The 25687-nt window shown below is 45.8% G+C and carries 26 protein-coding genes and 1 pseudogene; 16 read left to right on the top strand and 11 right to left on the bottom strand.

From position 1 onward, the window contains the following. Positions 1-617: 617 nt before the first annotated feature. The 4 genes from ACXABW_RS14430 to hemC are packed head-to-tail and all read right to left on the bottom strand — an operon-like array spanning position 618 to position 4717. The gene (locus ACXABW_RS14430) at positions 618-1799 is read right to left on the bottom strand and encodes a heme biosynthesis HemY N-terminal domain-containing protein (protein ID WP_457523251.1); all 1182 of its coding nucleotides are present in this window, start codon (positions 1797-1799) and stop codon (positions 618-620) included. After that, complete coding sequence (locus ACXABW_RS14425) at positions 1799-3028, bottom strand: uroporphyrinogen-III C-methyltransferase (protein ID WP_457523250.1); 1230 nt, start codon at positions 3026-3028, stop codon at positions 1799-1801. Before ACXABW_RS14425 ends, ACXABW_RS14430 begins: the two co-directional genes overlap by 1 nt. After that, on the bottom strand, positions 3018-3773 hold the full coding sequence (locus ACXABW_RS14420; protein ID WP_457523248.1) for a uroporphyrinogen-III synthase: 756 nt from the start codon (positions 3771-3773) through the stop codon (positions 3018-3020). Before ACXABW_RS14420 ends, ACXABW_RS14425 begins: the two co-directional genes overlap by 11 nt. A 5-nt stretch (positions 3774-3778) precedes the next feature. Further along, positions 3779-4717: a hydroxymethylbilane synthase gene (hemC, locus tag ACXABW_RS14415; protein WP_265688277.1), complete on the bottom strand. Its 939-nt coding sequence runs from the start codon at positions 4715-4717 to the stop codon at positions 3779-3781. Positions 4718-5103: 386 nt separating this feature from the next. On the opposite strand from hemC, the gene ACXABW_RS14410 reads away from it, so the two are divergent. Further along, positions 5104-7632, top strand: a complete 2529-nt coding sequence (locus tag ACXABW_RS14410; protein ID WP_457523246.1) for a class I adenylate cyclase — start codon at positions 5104-5106, stop codon at positions 7630-7632. Between the two features lie 53 nt (positions 7633-7685). Here ACXABW_RS14410 and cyaY read toward each other — a convergent pair whose 3' ends face one another. After that, entirely contained in the window at positions 7686-8000 is a 315-nt protein-coding gene (cyaY, locus tag ACXABW_RS14405; RefSeq protein ID WP_252028723.1) for an iron donor protein CyaY, read from the bottom strand. 75 nt (positions 8001-8075) lie between these two features. On the opposite strand from cyaY, the gene lptM reads away from it, so the two are divergent. Genes lptM through yigB form a run of 6 tightly spaced genes read left to right on the top strand, consistent with a single transcriptional unit; the run spans position 8076 to position 12688 of the window. Next, positions 8076-8192 (top strand): LPS translocon maturation chaperone LptM, encoded by a 117-nt coding sequence (gene lptM / locus ACXABW_RS14400; protein ID WP_449361608.1) that lies wholly within the window; start codon positions 8076-8078, stop codon positions 8190-8192. Between the two features lie 37 nt (positions 8193-8229). Beyond that, a complete protein-coding gene (lysA, locus tag ACXABW_RS14395; RefSeq protein WP_457523243.1) occupies positions 8230-9483 on the top strand; it encodes a diaminopimelate decarboxylase in 1254 nt (417 codons plus the stop codon). A gap of 10 nt (positions 9484-9493) precedes the next feature. Then, positions 9494-10324, top strand: coding sequence for a diaminopimelate epimerase (dapF, locus tag ACXABW_RS14390; protein ID WP_252028720.1), 831 nt, complete (start codon positions 9494-9496; stop codon positions 10322-10324). Between the two features lie 21 nt (positions 10325-10345). After that, positions 10346-11071, top strand: coding sequence for a DUF484 family protein (locus tag ACXABW_RS14385; RefSeq protein ID WP_457523241.1), 726 nt, complete (start codon positions 10346-10348; stop codon positions 11069-11071). Further along, entirely contained in the window at positions 11040-11969 is a 930-nt protein-coding gene (gene xerC / locus ACXABW_RS14380) for a tyrosine recombinase XerC (protein WP_457523239.1), read from the top strand. The genes ACXABW_RS14385 and xerC overlap by 32 nt, the downstream gene beginning before the upstream one ends. Further along, on the top strand, positions 11969-12688 hold the full coding sequence (yigB, locus tag ACXABW_RS14375) for a 5-amino-6-(5-phospho-D-ribitylamino)uracil phosphatase YigB (protein WP_457523238.1): 720 nt from the start codon (positions 11969-11971) through the stop codon (positions 12686-12688). Before xerC ends, yigB begins: the two co-directional genes overlap by 1 nt. A 2-nt stretch (positions 12689-12690) precedes the next feature. Here yigB and ACXABW_RS14370 read toward each other — a convergent pair whose 3' ends face one another. Both ACXABW_RS14370 and ACXABW_RS14365 read right to left on the bottom strand, forming a co-directional pair. Next, on the bottom strand, positions 12691-13305 hold the full coding sequence (locus ACXABW_RS14370; protein WP_457523236.1) for a tRNA-uridine aminocarboxypropyltransferase: 615 nt from the start codon (positions 13303-13305) through the stop codon (positions 12691-12693). A gap of 6 nt (positions 13306-13311) precedes the next feature. After that, positions 13312-14849 (bottom strand): annotated as a pseudogene (locus ACXABW_RS14365) (COG3650 family protein). 38 nt (positions 14850-14887) lie between these two features. Here ACXABW_RS14365 and ACXABW_RS14360 point away from each other — a divergent pair. Then, complete coding sequence (locus ACXABW_RS14360) at positions 14888-15346, top strand: EVE domain-containing protein (protein ID WP_252028711.1); 459 nt, start codon at positions 14888-14890, stop codon at positions 15344-15346. 62 nt (positions 15347-15408) lie between these two features. On the opposite strand, the gene ACXABW_RS14355 is transcribed toward ACXABW_RS14360, so the two are convergent. Both ACXABW_RS14355 and ACXABW_RS14350 read right to left on the bottom strand, forming a co-directional pair. After that, positions 15409-16236: a Cof-type HAD-IIB family hydrolase gene (locus tag ACXABW_RS14355; RefSeq protein ID WP_265688269.1), complete on the bottom strand. Its 828-nt coding sequence runs from the start codon at positions 16234-16236 to the stop codon at positions 15409-15411. 137 nt (positions 16237-16373) lie between these two features. Next, positions 16374-17360 carry an alpha/beta fold hydrolase gene (locus ACXABW_RS14350; RefSeq protein ID WP_457523234.1) on the bottom strand — a complete coding sequence of 329 codons (987 nt, stop codon included), beginning with the start codon at positions 17358-17360 and terminating at the stop codon, positions 16374-16376. A 78-nt stretch (positions 17361-17438) separates the two neighbouring features. Here ACXABW_RS14350 and rhtB point away from each other — a divergent pair, with 78 nt between their 5' ends. From rhtB to ACXABW_RS14315, 7 genes are all read left to right on the top strand, one after another. Then, positions 17439-18056: a homoserine/homoserine lactone efflux protein gene (gene rhtB / locus ACXABW_RS14345; protein ID WP_457523232.1), complete on the top strand. Its 618-nt coding sequence runs from the start codon at positions 17439-17441 to the stop codon at positions 18054-18056. Between the two features lie 29 nt (positions 18057-18085). After that, positions 18086-19312 carry an EAL and HDOD domain-containing protein gene (locus ACXABW_RS14340; RefSeq protein ID WP_265688266.1) on the top strand — a complete coding sequence of 409 codons (1227 nt, stop codon included), beginning with the start codon at positions 18086-18088 and terminating at the stop codon, positions 19310-19312. Between the two features lie 113 nt (positions 19313-19425). Further along, complete coding sequence (locus ACXABW_RS14335) at positions 19426-19767, top strand: metalloregulator ArsR/SmtB family transcription factor (protein WP_252028702.1); 342 nt, start codon at positions 19426-19428, stop codon at positions 19765-19767. A 43-nt stretch (positions 19768-19810) separates the two neighbouring features. Beyond that, complete coding sequence (locus tag ACXABW_RS14330; RefSeq protein ID WP_252028700.1) at positions 19811-20812, top strand: ArsJ-associated glyceraldehyde-3-phosphate dehydrogenase; 1002 nt, start codon at positions 19811-19813, stop codon at positions 20810-20812. 11 nt (positions 20813-20823) lie between these two features. After that, complete coding sequence (locus tag ACXABW_RS14325; RefSeq protein ID WP_457523230.1) at positions 20824-21327, top strand: cyclin-dependent kinase inhibitor 3 family protein; 504 nt, start codon at positions 20824-20826, stop codon at positions 21325-21327. Between the two features lie 75 nt (positions 21328-21402). Next, a complete protein-coding gene (gene arsJ, locus ACXABW_RS14320; RefSeq protein ID WP_252028696.1) occupies positions 21403-22623 on the top strand; it encodes an organoarsenical effux MFS transporter ArsJ in 1221 nt (406 codons plus the stop codon). Between the two features lie 96 nt (positions 22624-22719). Further along, positions 22720-23733, top strand: coding sequence for an acyltransferase (locus tag ACXABW_RS14315; protein WP_457523228.1), 1014 nt, complete (start codon positions 22720-22722; stop codon positions 23731-23733). Here ACXABW_RS14315 and ACXABW_RS14310 read toward each other — a convergent pair. Beyond that, a complete protein-coding gene (locus ACXABW_RS14310) occupies positions 23730-24059 on the bottom strand; it encodes a DUF2500 domain-containing protein (protein WP_265688638.1) in 330 nt (109 codons plus the stop codon). The two genes, ACXABW_RS14315 and ACXABW_RS14310, sit on opposite strands and share 4 nt — an antisense overlap. A gap of 242 nt (positions 24060-24301) precedes the next feature. On the opposite strand from ACXABW_RS14310, the gene ACXABW_RS14305 reads away from it, so the two are divergent. Then, entirely contained in the window at positions 24302-24670 is a 369-nt protein-coding gene (locus ACXABW_RS14305) for a DUF4145 domain-containing protein (RefSeq protein WP_252028690.1), read from the top strand. A gap of 10 nt (positions 24671-24680) precedes the next feature. On the opposite strand, the gene ACXABW_RS14300 is transcribed toward ACXABW_RS14305, so the two are convergent. Then, positions 24681-25583 (bottom strand): LysR family transcriptional regulator, encoded by a 903-nt coding sequence (locus tag ACXABW_RS14300; protein WP_252028688.1) that lies wholly within the window; start codon positions 25581-25583, stop codon positions 24681-24683. Positions 25584-25687: the final 104 nt, after the last annotated feature.

The following is a 25687-nucleotide window of genomic DNA, read 5'->3' as shown; positions in this document are numbered from 1 at the left end:
GAATCTCTCCACCCCTGCCATTATTAAAAAGCCTCAGTCGAATGACTGAGGCTTTTTACGTTTCGGGCTTGGAAGTGGATAGAGCAGCGTACTCCCCTAATTCAAAAATAGTGCGAGTTTAGGTGAAGCCTTCGTGCCGATATATTAAGCCTCAACGGAAACGCTGGGGCTTTTTTATGTCCGCTACTTCCACGAAGCAACGTTGGGGCTGGGGTGCCAGCTTGGTCTAATCTCTACTCCCTGCTATATAAAAGGCTTCAGCAGAAATTATGAGGCCTTTTTGTATTTAGGAAGTGAGTGCAATGATGGGCCCCAAATACAAATAGATTTTTAGCTTGATGGTGTTTCTTTACTTTTAGGGCGACTAAAGAGCAACGTTAGCTGCGAATCCTTTGCTGAAGGAACCTATTTGATATAACGCCTGTATAGCTGGTTTGTACTAGGTGGTTACTTATCGAGTGCCTTATACGCTCTCCTCAGTCAAGAAACCTAAGCTAGCTCTACTAGGTGTGTAACTGAGATGGATCACTCTATGAAAGGGTTATTGATAGTGTTATTTGGAGTGGATAAAAAAGGCCGATACATGAGCATCGGCCTAGTAGATTATGAACTATCGCTTAGCTTGAGCTTGCTAAGGTCAAAGCTTTGCGTGAGACTTCATGAGCTGCTCTAGTTAGGTTTTGCTTCTCTAAACAGTCTGCTAGGTACGCATAATCGGATACGTCTGAGCGTACAGAGAGCGCTTTCTCTAAGTGCTGTTGAGCTTGTTCCCAATTCTCGTCACGCATATAGAACTGAGCCAATGCGCTATGAGCTGGAGCGTTGTTACCATCTTTCTTCAAACAACCTTCAAGCATGATTACGGCAGGGTGTGAGTCCGATAAGTTCATTTCTGGTAGCAAGTTATACAGGCTTGAATTAGGGTGTTTTTTGATGGCTTCTTTGACGACAGTGTACGCTTGTGAATCAGCTTTACGTGCCATAAGCTGTTTGGCAAAGCATTCGATGAGGTGAAGATCGGTTTTCACCTTTTTAGGTAAGCTATTCCAGTGATTAACTAGCCCTTCGCTGCCTTGTTGCTGAGCAACATCCGAGAGAAGCCCACACTGGCCTCTTTGGCTAAGTATTTGAAGCTCTTCACTATCGATGAGCTTACCCTTACTGAGCTTAGGTAGTAAATCGAGTAATGGTTGCCAAAGCTTCAGTTCGATATAAACCGTTTTAAGCAAGTTGAGTAGGATGCTGTTATTTGGGTAGCTGTTCTTTAGAGTCGTTAGGGTATCAAACGCAAGGTTGAACTCAGACTCGCGCACTTGTTGTTTTGCTTTGGTTAGTTCAACGGCTAACAGAGAGTTTTCTTGCTGACTTGCTAACTCAAGGTAATGGTCTCGTTTCTGTTTGTCCCCCATGCCTTGTGCTGCTTCTGATGCGACTAGATAACATAACAATGGCATATCATGATGATTAGACCACCGAGTGACTTTCTTCTCCGCAGCTTTCCAATCCCCTTCCAATAGCTTGATGATGCCCTCGTTAGTATAACGGCGAGAACGTTTCAGTTTTCGAACGCTGAACCAGTTCCAAGTGCTGGAGCTTGCTCTTAAGGCCCTCTTAATAATGAACTCTAGGCCAAACAGCACCGCTAGAGTGGCGATCACAAAGATCACCAAAGTTGTCACACTCATTTCAATGGTTTTATCGGCTACGGATATAAGCACATAACCTTGTTGTCCAGCATATTGAGTGCCGGCAAATAACCCAGCTCCAAGGACAACGAATAAAAAGATCAGTCGGAACATTATTTTTCCTCCGTGATCATTGTGGTGACTTCACGGCGTAAGCGTTCATTAATGACGTCAGCTAATACGTTTTGAGTTTGTAGTTTTACTGGGTAATCAACCTGTATGTTCTGCCCACTAAGCTGCCCTAACGCTTTATTGAATTCAATAACGGCATTATCGTCGTTGTTAAAGAAGGCTTTTGACCATTGCTGTGCAGTAGATAGAGAGGCGGTATAAATTTCACCTTGCTCGTCGTAAACCGCTTTAATCGCCGTTTCGAGTTTTCCTTTGACGTTTTCTTTCAAGTAGAAGTGTTGTTGAGGTGATAGCAATGGGATGACGTTGCCATCACGTGTACGGAAGGTAATGAAGTTTTCAGAGAAATCTTTTAGAGAGGTCATCAAGTTATCTTTCCAATCATAGATATCTTGAGACACCACTTGTTTCTCCTCCACTTGGGCCTCCGGCAAAATTGCATTGGCTAGCGGCAAAGCGTCTACTTGCTGTTGAAGCGCAGTGAGTCTTAGTACCAAACCATCTCGATCGATCAATGGCACGGTTTTTAACTTCGTAATGTCATTGGCCATTGCTTTACGTAGCGGAACCAGACTTGGATCGTTAAGAGAAGCGATACGTTGGTCGGCACTCTCCATCAACTTGGTGGCGCTTACCACGTCTTGTTCTAAAAAGAGTTTGCGGCCCGCGAGTTTAACAAGGTAGTCAGCTTCGGCAAGTAACCAGTCGTTCGGACGGCGGCCTTTTACATCCGCTACAGCTAGTTGCAAGCTCTCAATACTTTTTTGCTGTTGGGTTAAAACTGTTTCCGCTCGGTGAGTCACTTCTGTCGCTTTGGCAATAGTGTCTTGCTTTATGGTCGAGAGATCGGAAGTCATGCTTGTTTGAGCCTTTTCTAGCCGCGCTTGCAGAGCGGCGATTTGTGCTTCGTATTGCGCGCTTTGCTGTTGCATCTGGAACATAAGGCCGCTGCCAAATATTACTGATAGCGCGATGGCTATCGCTCCCAGCTTCACTCCTCGTTTGGCTTGTTTTTGGATAGCTTCTTGCTGAGATGAGTGTGAAGCATCAGCAGATGCTTTTGGGGTGCTCTCAGAGGTAATTGTGGTGCTGGTATCTTTGTTTTTCTCTGGCTTAGTAGCGTCGTGCTTCTCTACCTTGGGAGTCTGAGCTGTTTCTTGGGTTTTGTTATCTTCAGGTTCAACGTGATCGTTATTTTTTTTACTTGTCATTGCGTATGTCCTGTTCTTTGAGCTGGAGAGCTTCCATTAAGTTCTGATTGCTTGCACTACTGGCGCTGATGATATGGTTAAAGCCCATTTTTTTTGCATCTGCCGCAATGCGTTCACTGGGTACCACGAGAAGTAGATCGTGAAGCCAGCTGTGGTAGAGGGCATCTATCTGGTTGTATAGGTGCTCAAGTTGCCCGCTACTGGTAATAATTAGGGTATCTACGTCGTTGCTTTGCCAGTAACTAACCGTTGGCTCTGACATGAACGGGAGGTTGATTCTCCGATACACTTGCTGATATTCCACATGAGCTTTACGCGAAACAAGCGTATCGAAAATGAGCTCACGTCCACCATTGCCCCGTAGGATCAAGATTCTTTTATCTGCGACTGAGCCTAGCTCCTCCATAGCCAGTAAATGCTCACTATCACTGATATGAGGGTAGTTTACTGATTGCTGTGAGGCTTTGCTTAAAATCTGTGCGGTTTTTTGACCAACGGCAAGGTATAGAGGTGTGGTTGGCCAGTTTTTATGAAGGCTAGAGATAGCTTGGTGAGCGTAGGTCACAGCATGTTGGCTAACGGCAATGACAATATCGAAGGTACCGAGTTTGCTGCTTAGCTGCTCTAATTTCGGCTCGGGCTCAATAGTGATGAGCGGATGATGGATACTTTCAATACCCACATCCGCAAGTAGTTGGCACAGCTGACGCCCTTGTTTGTCAGGGCGTGTCACCAATACCGTCATAACGATTACTCGTGCTCAGCGTAGAGTCGAGTTAGGATGTCTTTCGCGCCATCGTCTAGCAGTTGGTTAGCGAGTGTTACACCTAGCTTTTCGGCATCTTGACGTGGTCCACGAATTTCACCGCGAACGATTAATGAGCCATCAGGTTCACCGACTAAAGCACGTAGCCAGATATCGTTGCCTTCCAATAATGAGTAACTGCCGATTGGTACCTGACAGCCACCTTCTAGAGTTAAGTTCATTGCACGCTCACAGAGTACGCGATCGGCGGTATCTGCGTGATTGAGTGGCTCAAGTAACTTATGTAGACGCTCATCATCTAGGCGACATTCAATACCTACAGCACCTTGACCAACCGCTGGCAATGATTGTTCTGGTTCAATAAAGCTGCGAATACGCTCTTCCAGTTCAAGGCGTTTTAGGCCCGCTGCGGCAAGAATAATAGCGTCGTATTCACCTGCATCGAGCTTACCCAAGCGAGTGCCCACATTGCCACGTAGTTCTTTGATGATCAGGTCAGGGCGGTATTCTTTCAATTGGCACTGACGGCGCAAGCTACAAGTGCCCACAGTGGCGCCTTGAGGAAGTTCATCAATGTTGTTGTAGGTATTTGAGACAAACGCATCGCGAGGATCTTCACGTTCACAGATCGTGACTAGCCCCAACCCTTCTGGGAAATCTACAGGTACGTCTTTCATAGAGTGAACCGCTAAATCAGCACGACCTTCTAGCATCGCCACTTCCAGCTCTTTTACGAATAGGCCTTTTCCACCCACTTTGGCTAGAGGGGTATCTAGAATGATGTCACCTTTTGTGACCATAGTGACTAACTCAACTTCCAAACCAGGGTGAGCAGCTTGTAATGCGTCTTTAACGTAGTGCGCTTGCCAAAGAGCTAGTGGGCTTTTACGCGTCGCGATTCGGATTGGGGCTGGTTGTGTCATAAGGTTCTCTATTGATCGAAACTGGTGTCATACAAGCGAAATCGCCTGCTAACGGATACGGATTACACTAATCGTACCATTCCAAAAAAGAAAGTCTTACTACTAGATCGCTGTGATGAAAAATTGATGACCGTTTAGCAGACTTTGGTCAAAATAGTGTGATTAACCTCTCGTTTGTAAAATAGGCTATTATTAGAAAAGGCAGTTAGCTACGACACTATGTAAAAAATAAATAAGGCAAAAGATGGAGATAGAGCGGCTTTATCTTCTGTGGCTCAATTCTTTACCAACACAAAAAAAAGTGTTAAATTGATCACGTTTTGTCAGTGCTTTTGATGGATTTATCATCAAAATCGCAAAATTATAATTCAATCAAGGAATTAACCTTGCAGGCTTACACGAAGACTTTAATCCAACGATTAGATAATCTAAATCAGCAGCGTATTGAACGTGCGCTTGCGCTTATGGATTTGCAAAGCCAACGTGTATTCCACCTCATTCCTGCATTGCTTCACTTCAATCATCCTATTATTCCCGGCTATTACGATTCTGATGTTCCATTCGGCGTATTTGGCTTGCAGTTTAATGATGTTCAGCAACAATTTGTTGAAGATACCCAGCTAACCATAGGTCAAGAGTTAGAAAGTGCCCAAGCACCAGCGATTCTTGGCTTGTATACCATGGGTAGTACTTCATCAATTGGTCAAAGTACCTCGAGTGATCTTGATATTTGGGTGTGCGTATCCCCTACGATGACCTGCGAACAACGGGATAGTTTGACCAATAAGTGCTTGCTGATCACCGATTGGGCGAAAAGCCAAGGTGTAGAAGCTAACTTCTTCTTAATGGATGAAGAGCGTTTCAAAAGCAACCATTCAGAAGAGATGACGGGTGATAACTGTGGTTCTTCTCAGCATTTACTGTTACTTGATGAATTTTACCGTTCTGCTGTCCGTTTAGCGGGGCAACGTCTGTTGTGGCAAATCGTGCCACCAGAAATGGAAGAGTGCTACGACGAATACGTAGAAGACTTATGCGGTAAGGGCTACATCAACTGTAGTGAATGGATCGACTTTGGTCGTTTAAACCGTATCCCAGCAGAAGAATACTTCGGTTCAAACCTTTGGCAGCTGTATAAGAGTATCGACTCACCATATAAGTCGGTACTGAAAGCCATTTTGCTAGAGGCGTATTCGTGGGAGTACCCCCACACGCAACTATTAAGCATTGATACTAAGCGTCGTTTCTTCGCTCATGAGCCTGATCTTTATGGGATGGACGCGTACTACTTAATGCTGGAAAAAGTGACTCGATATTTAGAACGTATCGGTGATAGTACTCGTTTAGACTTAGTCCGTCGTTGTTTCTACCTTAAAACTCACGAGAAGCTCTCTCGAGAACCTGGTATTGGTTCTGTCGCTTGGCGACGTGAGGCCCTAACTGACATGGTACAGAAGTGGGACTGGGATCAAACGACGATTATGGAGTTAGACGACCGTCGTAATTGGAAAGTAGAGCAGGTTAAAGTTGTACACCATGCGTTGCTCGACGCGTTGATGCTGAGTTACCGTAACCTGATTCAATTTGCACGCCGCAACGATATTACCTCTGCTATCAGCCCACAAGACATCAGTATTCTTGCTCGTAAGCTGTATGCTGCGTTTGAGGTACTTCCGGGTAAAGTGACACTGCTGAACCCGCAGATCTCGCCAGATCTTCATGAGCCAGATTTAACCTTCATCGAAGTGAGAGAAGGTGGTACAAATCAGCCGGGTTGGTATCTGTATAAACAACCTCTTATCCCGCACCGCATTATTGGCCAGCCAAACCTAGAGCATAACGAATACCTAAGTAAGTTGGTGGCGTGGTCGTTCTTCAATGGCATGATCACTGAATCCACTCGTTTACACTCAGTCGTACGTGATGCACACCTCGACATCGATAAGTTCTACCAAATGGTGAGTGACTTGCGTAACACCTTCTCGCTACGCAAACGACGCCCGAGTATGCAGGCGCTAGCAAGTCCGTGTGAAATTAGCCAACTTGCCATGTTCATCAACTTTGAAAATGACCCAACTGCTGAGTTAAGCGGTAAGTCGCTAAAAGTGGATTTGAAAACGACGGATATTTTTAGTTTTGGTCCTGAACATAAGAGTTTAGTTGGCAGCGTCGATTTGGTGTATCGCAACTCATGGCATGAAGTTCGAACGCTGCATTTCAAGGGCGAAACCGCTATGTTGGACGCATTGAAAACTATCCTAGGTAAGATGCACCAAGATGCGATACCGCCGGAATCGGTTGATGTGTTCTGCTACAGCAAAAACCTACGCGGTGTGATGCGTAATATGGTGTATCAACTGCTGGCTGAATGTATCGATCTGCGTTTAAAACCGGTAGAACAGGAGAAGCGTCGCCGCTTTAAAGCGATTCGTATTGCTGAGCAAATGTATGGGTTGTTCTTCGAACGCCGCGGCGTGTCTGTACAGAAGTTGGAAAATTCAGTCGATTTCTACCGTAGTATCTCAACTAACAAGTTGAAAGGCTCGCCACTATTGATGCTCGATAAAGAGCAGGACTTCCAGCTACCGGAAATTGTGGATGGTTTTGCTAGTGAAGGTCTAGTGCAGTTCTTCTTTGAAGACACGGAGAAAGGATTCAACATTTACGTGTTGGACGAGTCAAACCAAATTGAGGTCTACCACCAGTTCAGTGGTGAGAAAGATGAGATGATCTCGAGTGTAAATAGTTTTTACACTTCAGTGAAAGATGGCAACAGTGTGTCTTCTAAGTTGATTAACTTTAACCTGCCACAGTATTACCAGATTGTGCACCCAGAAGAAGGTGAGAGCTATATCGTGCCTTATCGCAATGATAACGCCACGTATTCTAAGCCATCACGGGCAGTGAATGCTTAGCTAAAACAACGAATAATAAAAAAGAGCGCTAGGCGCTCTTTTTTATTTTGGGCTTAAACCCAGTCGATCTCTTCGCCCGCGTGCTTAACGCACTCCTGCTTGACCATTTCAAACAGCTCTAGGCCAGTCTTGGAACATGTCCATTTATCTTCAATAAGCTTGAAGTGAAAGCCACCAGATTTAGACGCTAACCAAATTTCATGCATCGGCTCTTGGCGGTTGATGATGATCTGACTACGGTCGTCAAACTCCAGTGTCATTACGTTACCTGTGGTCTCGTAATCGACGTCTGCACCAGAATCATCAATTGCTTCTTCGATGATTTGCATCTGTGCATCTACCAGTTGATGAAATTCAGTATCGTTCATCCTTTCTATCCTATTGCTTTTCCTGAGTGTGGTGCGATTATAGGGGGCATTGAATTAATAATCACGAAAAGCAAAATGAAAAAATACGTTGTAGCACTATTTATGTTCTCAGTTTTGGCGTTAGCCGGCTGTGGTCAAACTGGTCCGCTTTACATGCCAGAAGATGCACCGCAGAATGAGCAAGCTCAATAATTTATACTGACAAGTCGAATTTATAAGGGAAAGAATTTTGGATTACTTCAACTATCAGGATGATGGCCAACTCTGGGCTGAGAATGTTTCGCTAACCAGCATCGCAGAGCAATACGGCACGCCACTCTATGTGTATTCGCGTGCTACGCTTGAGCGTCACTGGAATGCGTTTGATAAATCGGTTGGAGACCATCCACATTTAGTGTGTTACGCAGTAAAAGCGAACTCAAACTTAGGCGTTTTGAATGCGCTAGCACGTCTAGGATCTGGTTTTGATATCGTTTCTGGCGGTGAGCTAGAGCGTGTGATTGCGGCGGGCGGTGATGCATCGAAAGTCGTGTTCTCTGGTGTCGGTAAAACCGAAGCCGAAATGAAACGTGCACTGGAACTGAAAATTAAGTGTTTCAATGTTGAGTCTGAGCCTGAGCTAGAGCGACTAAACAAAGTAGCTGGTGAGCTGGGTGTGACTGCACCGATTTCTCTGCGTATTAACCCAGATGTGGACGCGAATACTCACCCTTATATCTCGACGGGTTTACGTGATAATAAATTTGGTATTGCTTTTGACCGTGCACTTGCTGTGTATCAGTTTGCGCAAGGACTACCAAATCTAGACGTTCAAGGCATTGATTGTCATATCGGCTCTCAGCTAACAGACATCGAACCATTCATTGATGCGACTGATCGCCTATTGGCTTTGATCGACGACCTAAAAGCACATGGTGTAAACATTAAACACTTAGATGTAGGCGGTGGCTTAGGCGTTGTTTATCGTGATGAGTTACCTCCTCAGCCTTCTGATTATGCGAAAGCGTTGTTGGCGCGATTGGAAAATCACCAAGACCTTGAACTGATTTTTGAACCGGGCCGTGCCATTGCAGCAAACGCAGGGGTTCTGCTGACGAAAGTTGAGTTCCTTAAACATACTGAGCACAAGAATTTTGCCATCATTGATGCAGCAATGAACGATCTGATGCGTCCTGCGCTTTACCAAGCGTGGCAAGACATTGTTCCAGTCGTTCCTCGTGAAGGTGAAGCATCGACTTATGATCTTGTGGGCCCTATTTGTGAGACGGGTGATTTCCTAGGTAAAGACCGTTCACTAGTGCTTCAAGAAAACGACCTATTGGCGGTTCGCTCTGCGGGTGCATACGGCTTTGTGATGTCATCGAACTACAATACTCGTACGCGTGTTGCAGAAGTGATGGTCGACGGTGACAAGACTCATTTAGTCCGCCAGCGTGAAGAGTTATCGAGCCTTTGGGCTCTAGAAAGTGTCCTTCCGGAGTAATTGGAGCATTATGCATTTCCATTTTTCAAAAATGCATGGTTTGGGTAATGACTTCATGGTCGTGGACTGCATTACGCAAAACATCTTTTTTTCCCCTGATTTGATCCGCCGCTTGGCGGATCGTCATACCGGTGTTGGCTTTGACCAGCTGCTGATTGTAGAAGCACCGTATGACCCAGAAACAGATTTTCATTATCGAATCTTTAATGCGGATGGCAGTGAAGTAGAGCAGTGTGGCAATGGTGCACGTTGCTTCGCTCGATTCGTTCGTATGAAAGGCTTAACGAATAAGTTCAGCATTAATGTCAGCACTAAAAAAGGCAAAATGGTGCTGAATATTGAAGAAGATGATCAAGTCACGGTAAACATGGGTGTGCCGGAATTTGAACCTTCTAAGATCCCTTTTAAAGCAAAACAGACAGAAAAAACCTATATTTTACGTACCGATGAGCACACCTTGTTCTGCGGTGCAGTGAGCATGGGTAACCCTCATGTGGTGACTGTGGTTGATGATGTCGACACTGCTGATGTTGATAACTTAGGGCCTCTGCTTGAGTCACACGAGCGTTTTCCTGAGCGTGTAAACGCGGGCTTCATGCAAGTGGTTAACCGAGAAGAAGTACGCTTACGAGTATACGAGCGCGGTGCGGGTGAAACTCAAGCGTGTGGCAGCGGAGCATGTGGTGCGGTTGCGGTAGGTATTGTTCAGGGGCTATTAGATTCCTCTGTGAAAGTTAGCTTACCAGGCGGTGACCTGAAGATTCAGTGGCAAGGTCCTGGAAAACCCTTGTATATGACTGGCCCTGCGACACATGTGTTTGACGGTCAATTGTCTTGTTAATCGTTAGCGAAAGGAACGATTTTGTCTGATATTGAAGTGACGGCGCTGACCGAAGAAATTGTGGCCGAATTCCTGAAGGATAACCCTGATTTCTTTCAGCATCGTAGAGAGTTAGTCGATAGGCTGGCAATACCGAACCAAGAACAAGGCGCAGTGTCCTTGGTGCATTTACAAATGAATCGTCAAAGGCAGCGCATTGAAGAGCTGGAAGAAGAAATCACGGCTCTAATGTCGATGGCGAAAAACAACGATCGCACTTTCCATGAATTTATGGATCTGCAAGAGCAAGTGCTCAAATGCGAGGCGTTAGAACAGGTTATTCACGCTGTTCAAAACAAAGCGAAAGCCCTTGGCTTGAGCGCTTTTGTGCGCTTAATTGACTCTGAACAGTTAACGGGTAATAAGCTTAGCCATCTATCGTTAACCAAAGAACAGTACCAGCGTTTTGCGACCAACAACTTGAATGGCCGAGATGCCTATCTTGGGCGTATGCGCAAAGCAGATCGCATTGGTTTGCTAGGAGAGCAGACTCCTGCACCGGAAATGGGTTCTTACGTGGTGTTGCCACTGGTTAAAGGTAAACTACAGGGCGTATTAGTGTTTGCGAGTGAAGACGGTGGCCATTTTCAACCACACATGGATACCTTATTCTTACGCCACCTAGCGTTGGTACTACCTCATCTAATTGAAACCCTGCCATGGCAATCGGTCGAACATGAGCGAATCTCCAGTCACACTGCCCAGTAGCTTACAACAGCCCTTAGACCGCTTTTACGAATACCTTAGAAGCGAGAAAGGGCTGAGCCTGCATACTCAACGTAACTACAAACAACAACTTGAAACTATGGCCGGTCATCTCGTTCAAATGGGGCTAAAAAGTTGGAATCAAGTCGATGCGGCTTGGGTACGTCAGTTGGCAAGTAAAGGTATGCGCGAAGGCATGAAAGCCAGTAGCTTGGCGACGAGGCTGTCGTCGCTACGCAGTTTTTTCGATTTCCTTATTCTACGTGGTGAATTGAGCGCTAACCCAGCCAAGGGGGTATCCGCTCCACGTAAGCAGCGTCCTCTGCCTAAGAACTTAGATGTGGATGAGGTTGGTCAGTTACTCGAAGTGGATGAAGATGATCCGTTATCGATTAGAGATCGTGCCATGATGGAACTGATGTATGGTGCTGGCCTACGTTTGGCAGAAATGGTGAGTATCAACGTTAAAGACATTAGCTTAGGTGCTGGTGAAATTCGCGTGGTCGGTAAAGGTGACAAAGAACGTAAAGTTCCATTTTCTGGTCTAGCTCAAGAGTGGGTTGCGAAATGGCTGAAAGTGAGAGGCTCGCTAGCCAACGCAGATGAACCAGCGTTATTTGTGTCTAAACTTGGCGTTCGTATTTCTCATCGTAACGTGCAAAAACGTATGGCGGAGTGGGGGCAGAAACAAGCGGTCGCGAGCCATATTAGCCCTCACAAATTGCGCCACTCATTTGCTACTCATATGCTCGAGTCGAGTAATAACCTGCGTGCAGTGCAAGAGCTGTTGGGCCACGAAAATATCTCGACCACGCAGATATACACCCATTTGGATTTCCAGCATTTAGCACAAGCTTATGACCAAGCGCATCCAAGGGCTAAGAAAAAGGGGAAAGAGTAATGCACTTCTACCGCCGCTTGTCGCCGATAAAAGCGATGAGCTTTGACTTAGACGACACCTTGTATGACAACCGGCCAATTATACGTCGAGTGGAACGACAGATGGCTGAGTGGCTGCACCAAAAACACCCTGTATCTGCTACTCAACCACTGAGCTGGTGGCAGACATTAAAGCGAGAGGTCGCATTGAACGATCCGATGCTGACTCACGACGTCACTTTGTGGCGTCACACTCAAATACAGCAAGGATTATCGGCGTTAGGTTATACGCCGCTGCAAGCCAAGCTGGCGGCGGATGAGGCAATTATTAAAGTACTTGAGCTGAGAAGCCAGTTTGACGTTCCACAAGAGAGCCATCGAGTGATGGGGCTACTGGCTCAAAAGCTGCCTTTGGTGGCGATCACAAATGGCAATGTCGACGTGGATAGGATTGGTTTAGCGCCGTATTTCCAATTAGTACTGAAAGCTGGTCCAGACGGTAAAGCTAAGCCTTTCCCGGATATGTTTGACCAGGCGCGTGATTATTTACAACTGCCGGCTCATAACATTTTGCATGTTGGTGATCATCTCAAATCGGATGTTTATGGCGCTAAAGTGAATGGCTTTCAAGCATGCTGGTTTAACGATCAAGGCGATAGTTTGACTCAACATCGCCATGCTCGCTCACTTCCTGATGTGGAAATTCATCAACTCGATGAGCTGCTGGATCTACTCGATTAGCGTTACTTTAAAGCATGACCACTCTTGTCGGCCTTAAATACCTTCATGTAATGGCGAAAGAAAGACTCTAGCTGGCTGGCTTGAGCCAGATCGCCTTGTGCTCTTAGCAGTTCGCACCCGACTTCAAGCGTACACAAATTGCCACTGTCTTGATTGCGTCTGAGCTGATAAGAAGAATCACTGCTGGCGGTGATCGAAACATGTGGCAGGTCCTCTAACCAAGCACTTTTCTTCACCATCTTTTTGGCTTCCTGCCAAGTACCATCTAAGACGATAAATACGGGGTTTCTGGCGCAAGAACCCAACTCGCTATCTGTTGTATCAATTGCGCTTATCACATGTTCAATGGGTAAGCTGTTTTCACTAGGAAAAACAATGAAGGGAGCATAATCTCGATCGCTGAGTAGGATTTGCAGCGATTCCGGCGCGCTTTTTCTATGCCACACATGAGTGGTGCAGTATGGTAAGCAGCGCTGGAGAATCTGACCAGTATTGGTGTCTCGTGATAGCTCATTTTCATGCGTGAGTAACGCTATGTGCACACTGCTATCGAGCTTAGGGTAAAGCGGACATAAGCAGTGATGAGAAAAACCACATTGCGGGCAAGTCTGAGTCATGGGGCGCTACATCTCCAATCCGTATTGAAACGGTGATTGGCCATCTGAAAATAATACTGCGTCACTTTGTTTACTGTCTTTTTCGACCGGAGCCGTGCTTGGGTTGAGCGGATAGCTGACGCCGGAATACTGCATCAGGTGTTGCTGTGTTTTAGCTCCACCACCACTTACAGTAAATAGCAGATCTCGCCATCCATTGGTCGAGCTTGAGCTGACATCAATCGGAGTTCGAACCAAGGTGATACGGCTATTGAATCGCCATTTATCTTGATGATTTTCAAAAATCAGCAGTGTGCAGCCTCCTGAACCACACCAGTTCAGTTGAGCAAGTAACTCTTCCTTGCCGTCACCGTTAAGGTCATAGGCCAACCAGTTGTAGCGCACCTTGTCCGGTGCGCTATTGTGCATTGCAAAATACTGGCGTAGCGCTTGGTCTACTTCGCGATTAAATTCTGCCTTGGCCGGAATAGAGGCCGCACCTTTTTGGCTAAGCTCTATTGCTTTGGGGCAGGGGAAGCGCCCTCCTGCTTCGCTTTAAATAGCGTTAAGCCACCGCTAGCGATAGGGTAGACAATTTCCCCAACTCGTTCTTTTTCGGCATTAATTTGCTCACCATCACGAGTGAAAATACGCTCGGAGACGAGGTATTGCTGCTGGTGGCGAGTCATGACAACTTGAATTTGGTCTGGGTTCAGTTGCTGCCAGTAGCCACGCTCTATGGTTGCTGGATCGCCATTGTTGTAGTCGTAACTGGTGGTTGCGGTGTGGTCTGGATTGAGCTGTAAACGGATACTAAAGTCACTGGTTTTGGTTGAAGCGGCGTGGTACAGCCCTGTCCAGTTCAAAGTGCTGTCGACATTGGCCAGGGTGGCACAGCCTTTGTATTGCTTATCGTCTAGAGTCAACGAACTCGTCCAGCCATAGGTGCTGTCACTCATTGTGTCACTGCAACGACCTGCATCTAACGTCAACTGACCTCGATCGAGTTGGTATTCTCTTTTAGTTGAGGATATTTGGCTACGCTCGATGGTCAGCTCTTGTGGCTTTGAACCCATTGTTTGGAATGTCACTGTCTGTTTGTTGAATGTGGCAGACCAGCCGGGTTCCATACCAAAGGCGCGTGTCGCCTTAGGGGCTTGTCCGCAACGTCTTGGGTTTTCGGCAGTGAGCATATTGATTTCGTCAACGACAAATACGGCATCGAAGTCAGCGTCTAAGCCATTGTTGGTGGGAGCTTGTAGATGACCAATCAACTCACCATAGAGAGGTTCATACGGCGCACGAACTAACGACAGCGCTTTTTGAGTTTGTTCTGGAGAAAGCGCTAACCACATTTGATGATTGCTACCACAAGGCGTGAAAGAGCGAGCTTCATGCCCGACGACAACTTCGCCGCGCATGATGAAAGTTTGCGGTGCAATCGAGGTCGGCTGGTCTAGCGTGGCGGGAATCGATTTTGGCTGCTGGTCTTTATTATCGACACTGGTACATGCCTGCAATGCAAAGATTGCGGCTAAAGCCATTGGGATTTGGTACGCCTTCATGCTATATCTTCCTCAGAACGGATTATTTGGAATTCATTATGGCATATTGGTTATTTAAAACAGAACCCGACACCTTCTCAATTGACACTTTACGAACACAAAACACGTCGTGCTGGGAGGGCGTTCGTAATTACCAAGCGCGTAATATGATGCGTGATGACGTAAAACTAGGCGACTTAGTGCTCATTTACCATTCGTCGTGTAAGAAAGTCGGTGTTGCTGGAATCGCAAAAGTGATTAAGGAATCCTACCCAGACCATTATGCGTTCGACCCAGAGAGCGATTACTACGATCCTAAATCCGATCCAGAGAACCCACGTTGGATGATGGTGGATATTGAGTTTGTGCGTAAAACCGAGCGGATTATTCCATTGAGCGTGATGAAAGCGATGCCAGAGCTAGAGAATATGCCATTAGTGAAGCGTGGTAACCGTTTATCAATCATGCCAGTCAGTGAGCAGGAGTGGCAGGCCATTATGGCCAAAGAAACGCTTTAGGATCGGTATGGCAGACATAGAAAAGGCAGCTTTCGCTGCCTTTTTATGTTCGCTAATGGCGATTAAATCAAGTGTTCTTTTAGGTAGTGGGCGACTGCGTCGTCTGCATTGCTACCAATCACTTCGTTGTCAGGAAGGGCCGCCATCACTTTGTGGTGAGATGTGCCCATGACTAGGCCTTTACCCGCCATCGACAGCATTTCTACATCGTTCATGCCATCGCCAAACGCGATGCAGTTGTCTAAGGTTTTTCCTAGAGATTTTGCCACGACATCGAGTGCTTCACCTTTAGATACATCCGCAGCCATAACTTCTAAACACCAAGGAGTCGAGAAGGCGACATTCAGCTTGTCACCAAACAGTTCATTGAGTTTGTTTTCAAAAGTAACCAGGTGGTCATGATCGTGATTCGGATCGGTGAAGAATACTTTTGCAATGCCGTCAGTTGGTGCGTTGTCGCTATCGAATAGCTGGTAGCTAAAGCCGGTCTCGTCGTGGAAGTGGCGTAACGTTTCATCTTCCTGGTTTAACAACCAAGATTCGTTTTGGTACATGTGAATCATGATGTTTGGATCGGACTTAACGACATCAATGACCGGCTGCACTAATGACTCTGGTACGTTTTTGCTGTACATCAGTTGATCGTTTTGGTCATGAACACGCGCGCCATTAGAAGTGATCATATAAGCTGGAATACCGACCGTTTCGCGAATACCTGCAACATCCACATGGTGGCGACCGGTTGCAAAGATGAAGGTGAAGCCTTGTTGGTGAAGCTCTTTTAGAGTCTGCTTAGTGAAATCACTAAGTTGGTGATTCGGCGCTAACAGTGTGCCGTCGAGATCAGAAGCAACAATATGGAACGGTGAGTCTTGCAAAGCTGTGGTCATAGTATCCTCATAAAGCGAAGCATGGCAGCCAAAAGAGAGTAGCTCTCTGTACTGAGTGTGCTCATTTTACGCCAAAAAGAGGAAGAAAAAGAGGGCAAATTGTAAGCGCTCTTTTTCCTTATTTATCTCAACATGCCCTAGTGTTGGTGGAAAAACTCGAGTGTGGTGTCCAAAGCGTCATTGCGATACTGGTCTTGCTCAAACAACACTTCGTGCTTTGCTCCGTATATGATTTTCAAAGCGCAGTCATGGTTGGTTTTTACTAGCTTTTTGATAAAGCGGATCTGATCTCGGTTCGACACAATAGTATCTTCACTGGCTTGAAGCAGCAGTAATGGAATTCGGATTTGGCGCGTTTGCTGAATACACTGCTTCGCTGCCATGAGACCTTGCCACACCCAGCGTGTACTTGGCCCGCCGATTTTCAGCTCTGGCATCTTTTCATACAGATCGCGGAACCAGTGATAACGCACTTCGCTTTGACTGAGTGGGTTTATGTCAAATGGTTTCGGGTAATACGCTTGATGCCCTGGAGCATAGGTCGGTTTTGGGTATACCGCGGTTAATATTTGGCTAAGAGGAATGGCGACGGGGCGCAGGTAAGGCGCCATATTGACCCCAAACATAGGGGCGCTGAGGGCTATGGCATCAAAGTGGTGCTCAGGATGGGTTTGAATATAGCGAGTCGCGATTGCGCCTCCCATCGAATGAGCTAATAAGTAACGTTTGTCGTAGTGGCTAAGGTCAAAATGCTGCAGCACTTTGTCCATGTCCATTAAGTAGTCACTAAATTCTTTGACGTAACCCATTTCAGAATCGTCGATCAGGCGTGAAGAAAGGCCTTGGCCACGGTGGTCAAACGAATAAATGTCATATCCTTTCTGGAACAAGTCGTAAAACAGTTCTTGGTATTTCCACGCCGACTCGATTCTCCCATTGACCACAACTATTGCTTTGTTGTGATTTGGGTTGGTGAGCTTGCACCAGTAAATATCAGTTTTATCGAAAGATTTAAGTTTTCCTTCGCTACGTGATTGCCAAAGCAGCGCAATATCTTGATTGATTGCTTGCTCAAAGCATAACTCTTGAGTATAAGATGAGTTATTCGAACGAGTTTGGGTCATGACTGGTCTGTGCCGGGTTCGCGATACAACAAGTGTAAATTATGTGGGGCTAATTGCATTTAGTCGAGGAATATTACTATGGATACGCATGTTTGGCTGGCCTATGTGGTCACTGCGATTGTTTTTAGTTTGGCACCGGGCTCAGGTACAGTAAATTCGATTAGTAATGGTTTAAGTTATGGCACTCGTAAGTCTCTAGCCGCGATTGTTGGATTGCAGATTGGCTTAGCGTTCCACATTATTTTGGTGGGTGCTGGTGTTGGTGCTTTAGTCGCGAAGTCGGCGCTAGCATTCTCGATCATTAAATGGGTCGGGGCAGCGTATTTGGTATGGCTTGGTATTCAAAAGTGGCGCGATAGATCCAGTTTGACGACCCAAGCCGACAGCACTGAATTATCAGCATGGTCGATGATGAATAAAGCGGTTCTGATCAACCTGACCAACCCTAAGTCGATTGTGTTCTTAGTCGCTTTGTTTCCTCAGTTTATCGATCCTGCGAAAGATCAACTCACACAGTTAGCGGTATTAGGGGTCACAACGGTAGCCATTGATAGCATTGTCATGCTGGGTTACACCTCTTTGGCGGCGCAAATGGGACGTTTCATTCGCTCTGAACGTATTATGATGAAGATTAATAAGGTCTTTGGTTCTATGTTCATGGGGTGCGGAGCATTACTTGCTGCTGCTAAGTCCTAACGTTAGGTGTAATGAGCTCTATTTCGATAATGCAAAGCACATATGTTGCCCGTCAGCCGATTCTCAACTCTAAACGCCAAACCTTAGGCTATGAGTTGTTGTTTCGCGACGGTGAGCGTAACGCATTTCCGGCTAACGTTGATTCTAATCGAGCAACTTATCGACTGATTGTTGAGAACTTTCTGTCGATAGGTATGAACCCTTCTCTACCAACTTCTCGTTGCTTTATAAACTTCCCATATCAAAGTTTGATTCGTAGGCTTCCATTAAGTTTGCCAAAAGAGCAGATCGTCGTTGAAGTGTTGGAAAATTGCCCTCCTGACGACGATCTATTTGAGGCGATTAAAGAATTGAGCCAGCGAGGCTACTTAATAGCACTAGATGATTTTGTTTATAACTTAGAATGGGAACGGTTTCTTCCGTACGTACATATCGTCAAACTAGACCTAATGGCATTGGGTTTAGAGCAAGCTTGTGATTACGTAAAGATGCGTAAGGCGCAAGGTGTGAAGCGTCGCTTCTTGGCGGAGAGAGTGGAAACCGAGCAAGAGTTTTTAGCCGCTCGAGCTGCTGGGTTTACGTTCTTTCAGGGTTACTTCTTCAGCAAGCCAGAGATGATTAAGCAAAGTTATGTGAGTCCAGAGCAGGTCATTGCGATGGAACTGTTTCAAGAGGTCTGCAAGGCTGAAGTCAATTATGTCAAAGTTGAGCAGATCGTGGCGAAGGACGTTGCGTTATCTTATAAATTGCTGCGTTTTGTTAATACCATGTCGGATAGGTTAGAAGTATCGATTTCGTCATTCCGGCAAGCATTGGTTTACCTGGGGCAAGATAAGCTCAAACTATTTGTTTCGCTCGCGGTAGCATCGTTTGTATCAGCCAAAAAACCGGCTGAATTGTATAACCTGTCACTGCAACGTGCCCAGTTCTGTATGCTAATGTCCCGCACACAAGCGTTTAACCAATACCGAGAACAGGCATTTTTGGTCGGTTTGTTCTCTATGCTAGATGCGCTACTCGACACTTCGTTGGAACATCTGGTTTCTCAATTGCCACTTTCTGAAGACATTAAATCGGCTTTACTCGAGAGAAAAGGCCCTTTTGGTGCTCTGCTAAATGTCGAAGAATGTTATGAAAAAGCCGACTGGCAAGGTGTGCAAAAAGGGTGTAAGGAGCTTGGTATTAATGTTGAGGATGTTATCCATAATCTGTCTGCTGCTCAGCGTTGGAGCCAAGATTTGAAAAGAATTATCTAGCCGCGTGTTGCTGGTTTGAATATGAAAGTTTTATGACAAAGAAAAGGTACGTGTTGACGTGCCTTTTTTTGTGATTAATATATATGGATATCTGCATATGAGAATGTTTAGTTATGTTACCACACCAGTTCTTCAAATTATTGTCTGACGAAACACGAGTTCGCTGCTTGATGTTGATTGTTCGTGAAGAGTGTTTATCAGTTGGTGAGTTGACCCAGGCGTTGCTAGAGAGTCAACCCAAAGTGTCGCGTCACCTAGCTCAACTTCGTTCTAGTGGCGTATTAGTCGATGTTCGCCAAGGGCAATGGGTGTTTTATCGCGTGGCCGATGATTTGCCTGGTTGGATGAACAAATTGATTGAAGATTTAGTCGCATCAAACTGCCTCAAGCAAGAATATCAAGAGGATGTTGCGCGAGTAAGGGCGATAGAGTGTCGTCCTGTCTGCTGCCAATAATATTTGGCCCCTAATTAGTAAAACATTGATAAGAGATACAGCTATGACAATTAAAGTAGGTATTAACGGTTTTGGTCGTATTGGTCGCCTTGCATTGCGCGCCGCTTTTGATTGGCCTGAATTGGAATTTGTACAAATTAACGATGTGGCTGGAGACGCTGCAACATTGGGTCACCTGCTGGAATTCGATTCTGTGCAAGGTCGCTGGGCTCATGAAGTGAAAACAGAAGGAAGTGAGTTGGTGATTGCAGGTCAGCGTATCGCAGTGACCAATGAGAAAGAAATTAACGCGGTGGATTGGTCTGGATGTGATGTAGTGATTGAGGCAACCGGTGTGCATCGTAAAACTTCGTTCCTTAACCAATACTTAGAACAAGGCGTAAAACGCGTTGTAGTAAGTGCTCCAGTTAAAGAAGACGGTGTGGCTAACATCGTTGTCGGTGTGAATGATGACATTTTTGATCCAGCAGTACATAAGATCGTTACTGCGGCGTCATGTACCACGAACTGTATTGCACCAGTGGTGAAAGTGATTCATGAAAAGTTAGGTATTGAGCAGTCTTCATTTACCACTATCCATGACCTTACCAATACTCAGACCATTTTGGATGCGCCGCATAAAGACTTACGTCGTGCTCGTGCATGTGGCATGAGTTTAATTCCAACCACAACGGGCAGTGCTAAAGCTATCGTGGAAATCTTCCCTGAGCTAAAAGACAAGATCAATGGACACGCGGTACGTGTGCCTCTAGCGAATGCGTCTTTGACTGACATCATCTTCGATGTGAAACGTGATACCACAGCAGAAGAAGTTAATGCGTTACTGAAAGAAGCTTCTCAAGGTGAGCTAAAAGGCATTCTGGGTTTTGAAGAGCGTCCGTTAGTGTCTATCGATTACAAAGGTGATCAACGTTCTACGATTGTTGATGCACAATCAACCATGGTTGTGGGGACTCGTATGGTGAAAATCTACGCTTGGTATGACAACGAAATGGGCTACGCAACGCGTACCGCAGAATTGGTTCGTAATGTTGGTTTAGCATAAGGAGCAAAGTGATGTCTCAGACTCAAACTCACCCGACTTGGCAGCTAGATTTAAACACTGGTGCGCTTGTATTGACTCCGTGTCCAGGTACGAAAGGTATCGATCTCGATGCGTCACTTGCTCAACTTAAAGAGCAAGGTGTGGAGGCGATTGTTACCGCTCTGGATGACTCTGAACTGGCGAGCAAGGCGGTGGCTGAACTGGGTGAAAAAGCTCAGCAGCAAGGCATGCAGTGGTACCAAATTGAAATTGAAGATGATTGTGCGCCAGGTGAAGCGTTCCAGGCTAAGTGGAATGTGGCTAGCCCAGCGCTACACCAAGTGGTGGATAACGGTGGTAAAGTCGCGATGCACTGCATGGGAGGCTCTGGCCGAACGGGGTTGCTGGCGGCTCATCTTCTGCTAGAGAAGCAGTGGCCATTAGCTGACATCGTCAGCCAAGTACAAGCGCTTCGCCCAGGCGCCTTTACTAAACCTGTTCAAGTAGAATACATCACAGCGGTTGCTGGCCAGTAATTCGCTCATAGAGCTTTTGGAATACCATAACCCAAAAGCTCTTTTCTCTTTGCAATAAAGGCAAATAGGTACGTTATGTTTGCAAATGTCAGTAAAAGTGTTCGCCAATATATGCTCGTGACGTTCAATTACTGGAACTTCACGATTACCGATGGTGCATTACGTATGCTGGTGGTGCTGTATTTCCACGATCTGGGTTACAGCACATTGGAAATCGCCTCTCTATTCCTCTTTTACGAATTTTTTGGTGTGGTCACTAACTTAATTGGTGGTTGGTTAGGTGCAAGGCTTGGGTTGAATAAAACCATGAACTTGGGACTGGCGATGCAGATCATTGCTCTGTCTATGCTCGCCGTTCCAGCGGCATGGCTCACCATTCCGTGGGTAATGGCAGCGCAGGCGTTGTCTGGCATTGCTAAAGACTTAAACAAGATGAGCGCCAAAAGCTCGATTAAAACGTTGGTGCCGGATGAGCAGCAGGGCGCTTTGTATAAATGGGTTGCGATATTGACCGGCTCGAAAAATGCCCTGAAAGGCGCGGGGTTCTTTATCGGTGGCTTACTGCTCTCAGTAATTGGTTTCAAGTATGCCGTTTTAACCATGGCAGCAGTGTTAACTCTGGTGTTCATTGGCAGCTTAATTGGCCTTGAAAGTGACATGGGTAAAGCGAAGACTAAGCCGAAGTTTAAGCAAATCTTTTCTAAATCTGAGTCGATCAACATTCTATCCGCTGCACGTATGTTCTTATTCGGTGCACGGGATGTCTGGTTTGTTATTGCGTTGCCGATTTATCTGGGCAGTGTATTTGGTTGGGAGCATTTGTGGGTCGGTGGCTTCCTAGCTGCGTGGACCATCGCTTACGGATTTGTTCAGGGCTTAGCACCTAAAATAACCGGCAAAGCCCAAGGCAAAGTGCCTGATGGTCACGCTGCTATGCTGTGGGCTGGTGGATTGGCGATTGTGACTGCATTTATCGCTTATGCGGTACAGATAGGTTGGCAGCCAGAGCTTGTCATTGTCGGAGGATTGATGGTGTTTGGTGCTATCTTCGCTGTGAACTCGTCTCTGCATTCCTATTTGATCGTGAGCTATGCCAAAGGTGATGGTGTATCGCTGGACGTTGGTTTCTACTATATGGCCAATGCCATGGGGCGCTTAATTGGCACTATATTGTCTGGTTGGGTATTCCAGATGGCTGGGCTAGCTGCGTGTCTATGGGTCTCTTTTGCATTCCTTGCTCTTACTACCTTGATATCGGTAAAACTGCCAAAGCTACGTGAAGTGAATGTTGCATAATTGATAATTCTTTGACCTAAAGCTGACTCTGTTAATAGCAGAGTCAGCTTTTTTATTGCTATATTCAATTGGTTATCTGACACAAGAGAGATGCTAATGAGGCAACGGGTCCTGTTTTTCGATTTACTGCGCTGTGTTGCTGCGGTTGCAGTTATCGCTATTCATGTGCTGGCTCCTTATCGGAATGAGCTTGGGGTGATCCCATTTAACGAATGGTTTACTGCGGTCGGGGTGAATGGTGTTACTCGCTGGGCGGTGCCAGTATTTATCTTGATTACCGGTGCGTTGATGTTGAGTGATACGCGGCCATTTGATGCCAAGTATTATGTGAAGCGGCGTTTAGGTAAGGTTTTGGTGCCGTTTTTACTCTGGTCGCTGTTCTATGCGTACCTGTCTGGTTGGAGCGCCGCTGGTTACGATGGGGCGGTCAGTAAAGAAGTTCTGGTTAATAGTGCAGAACACGCGACGTATTACCATCTGGGCTTTTTCTATTACTTTATCCCGCTGTATTTCGTTATTCCATTTTTGCAAATCATGGTGCGCAAAACTGGGGACGCAGGAGTGTATGCATTCACCGCGGTATGGCTGCTAACCACGTTACTTTATTTGATGAAAATCGATGGCCCATGGAGCATTGAGCTATGGTTGTATAGTGGCTACTTACCACTCGGCTATATTCTGTTTAAGAAGATTCCGCTGACTAAAACCAGTGTGATGATTGCGACTGGCTTGGGAATCGCTGCGCTGGCTACGACCGTAATGATGGTCGTGAGCAATAGTTTAGCAGCAGGGGAGTATACGGTGGGGCGATGGCTGTCTTATAAGACGCTCAACGTAGTGTTAGCAGCCAGCATGATTTTCATGCTATGCCGTTACTTTGGTGAAGGCTTGTCTCTGGGTGCTAATAAGGTAGTTGGTTTCATCAGCCAACATAGTTTGGGGATCTATATTCTTCACCCGATTTTCTTGTGGCCAATGAAAGAGTTTGGCTGGTATCAGGGACACCCTGGTTGGGTTATCCCTGTATGGATTGTGCTAAGTGGGGCTGGAGCGCTAGCAATGAGCTGGTTGTTCTCGCGTTCGAGTAAGACAAGCTGGTTGCTTCCTTAGCGTTTCATCGCGAAATGTAGGAATTTATCTCCCTGATAAGTGAGCTTACCTTTATCTCCAGGGTTCAAAGCGTGGTAATAGTGAACACCCACTTGGAATTCACGCTTTGGCCCTAAACGCCCTTTCTGAACGTATATCCAATACTCTTGATCGTCTTCGCCTGGTTGCGCGTCTTGAATCTCGATGGCCTGTTTATCCAATATCACCACATTAACCGCTTGTTCAGGCGCATTCTCTCCCTGCATGTGTTTTCGATAGAAACTGAGGAACACCCATGCGGCCAGCACAGCCAATAGAGTGATTGCAACAAATAATGAAATAGGCATCACATTCTCCATAATATCGAATGCGCTATTGTAACGCTGAGGGACAAATTGAGATGCTTTGCCGAACTTGATTCGTGATCTACACAGTTAATGTCGAGTTTTATTCGAGAGATATCACGTTTTTCAAAGGCTTAGCATTGGTCACCTTTACGCAAATTTACTGTAAAAGACTCGAAAAAGTGATCTGAATATAGAAGAATAGCGTTAGGCTTGTCTAAACTTAATATCGATGGAGGGAAGCCATGTCAGATATTGAAAAAGTGGTTGTACGGACTCGAAAATTAGAGTCACTGCTACGTGGCCAGTACCACGCGGAAGGAAAAGGTCTGCATCAGCTGATCACCAGCTGTGAGGATCGTTTGCCTCATGATGTTGTAGGGAAGCTAAGGTTTATCGCGACGATTCGTAATAAAGTGGTTCACGAAGACGATTACAAGTTAGATAAAGCGAAAGAGTTTTTGGCAACTTGTGATGAGTGCGAAAGAGAACTGACTCCGCGCAGTAGTCGCTTCATTTGGCGTGTGGCGATTACATTGATGACGCTAATTACCTTGGCGGCGCTAGGCTTTTATTACGCTCATTGGGACATCTTGTCTAAGCACTTCCAATAACTTTGCTCTGTTAATCTCCTAACTCAGCAAAGATAAAATCGATAAAATGTCTAACCTTAGATGCCATATGCTTGCGGCTGGGATAAACCACATACACACCAATATCAACTTCAGGTAACTCCGGAAAAAGTTGCACCAATTTCCCTGTTTGAAGCTCGTCGGTCAGATTAAATGAAGGTAGCCGTGTAATGCCTTGCCCTGCTATACATAAAGCCAGCTCCATTTCTGGGCTGTTGGAAATTAGGCGGCTTGTTACATTAACCTCTACAGTACTGCTATCGTTTAAGAGGTAGCGCCAAACATTAGGTTGTTTCAGGTTGCTGTAACTGATTGTGTTATGGCGGCTTAAATCTGTTGGATGTTCTGGTGTGCCATATTTAGCTAAATAGCAAGGGGCTGCAATGGTCACACTGCGTGCTGAAGTGAGCCTGCGGCTGATTAAGCTGGAATCTTCCATTTCTACTGATGCTCTGATCAGCAAATCCCAACCTTCGGTAATGATATCTACTTTACGGTCATTCAAATCCAACTCGACGTTAATCTTCGGATATTGCTCAATGAATTTAGCCAGAATTGGACGTATTTTGGCTAGACCAAAACTAACAGGGCAGCTTATACGTAACGTGCCTTGAGGTTCTGCTTGATGGCCTGATAGCAAGGTTTGAGCAGCCGTGGCGTGATCAATAATTTGCTGACATTGCTGATAATACAGCTCTCCTTCAGGCGTTAATTTGATACTACGAGTGGTGCGGTTGAGTAAACGCACTCCCAAACGCGCTTCTAATTTATTTACCTCTTTGCTGATATAAGAGGTTGAATGTCCGCTTATTTCTGCTGCTTTAGTAAAGCTTCCGCTCTTGATCACTTGCGAAAAGATCACCATGCCATCGAGCAGTTTTCCATTAAATTCCATTTATTGCTCTCCGCAATTTTCACCTATCCCCCAGTATGGTTGATTGGCTTTCATTTGGAAATAATCATTTTCATTCTAGGTTATTAATCAACGTATGGATTAAA

The sequence above is a fragment of the Vibrio paucivorans genome (assembly GCF_054053395.1).
The sequence above is the reverse complement of the archived record's forward strand: the minus strand, read 5'-3'. Positions and strand labels throughout refer to the sequence as shown.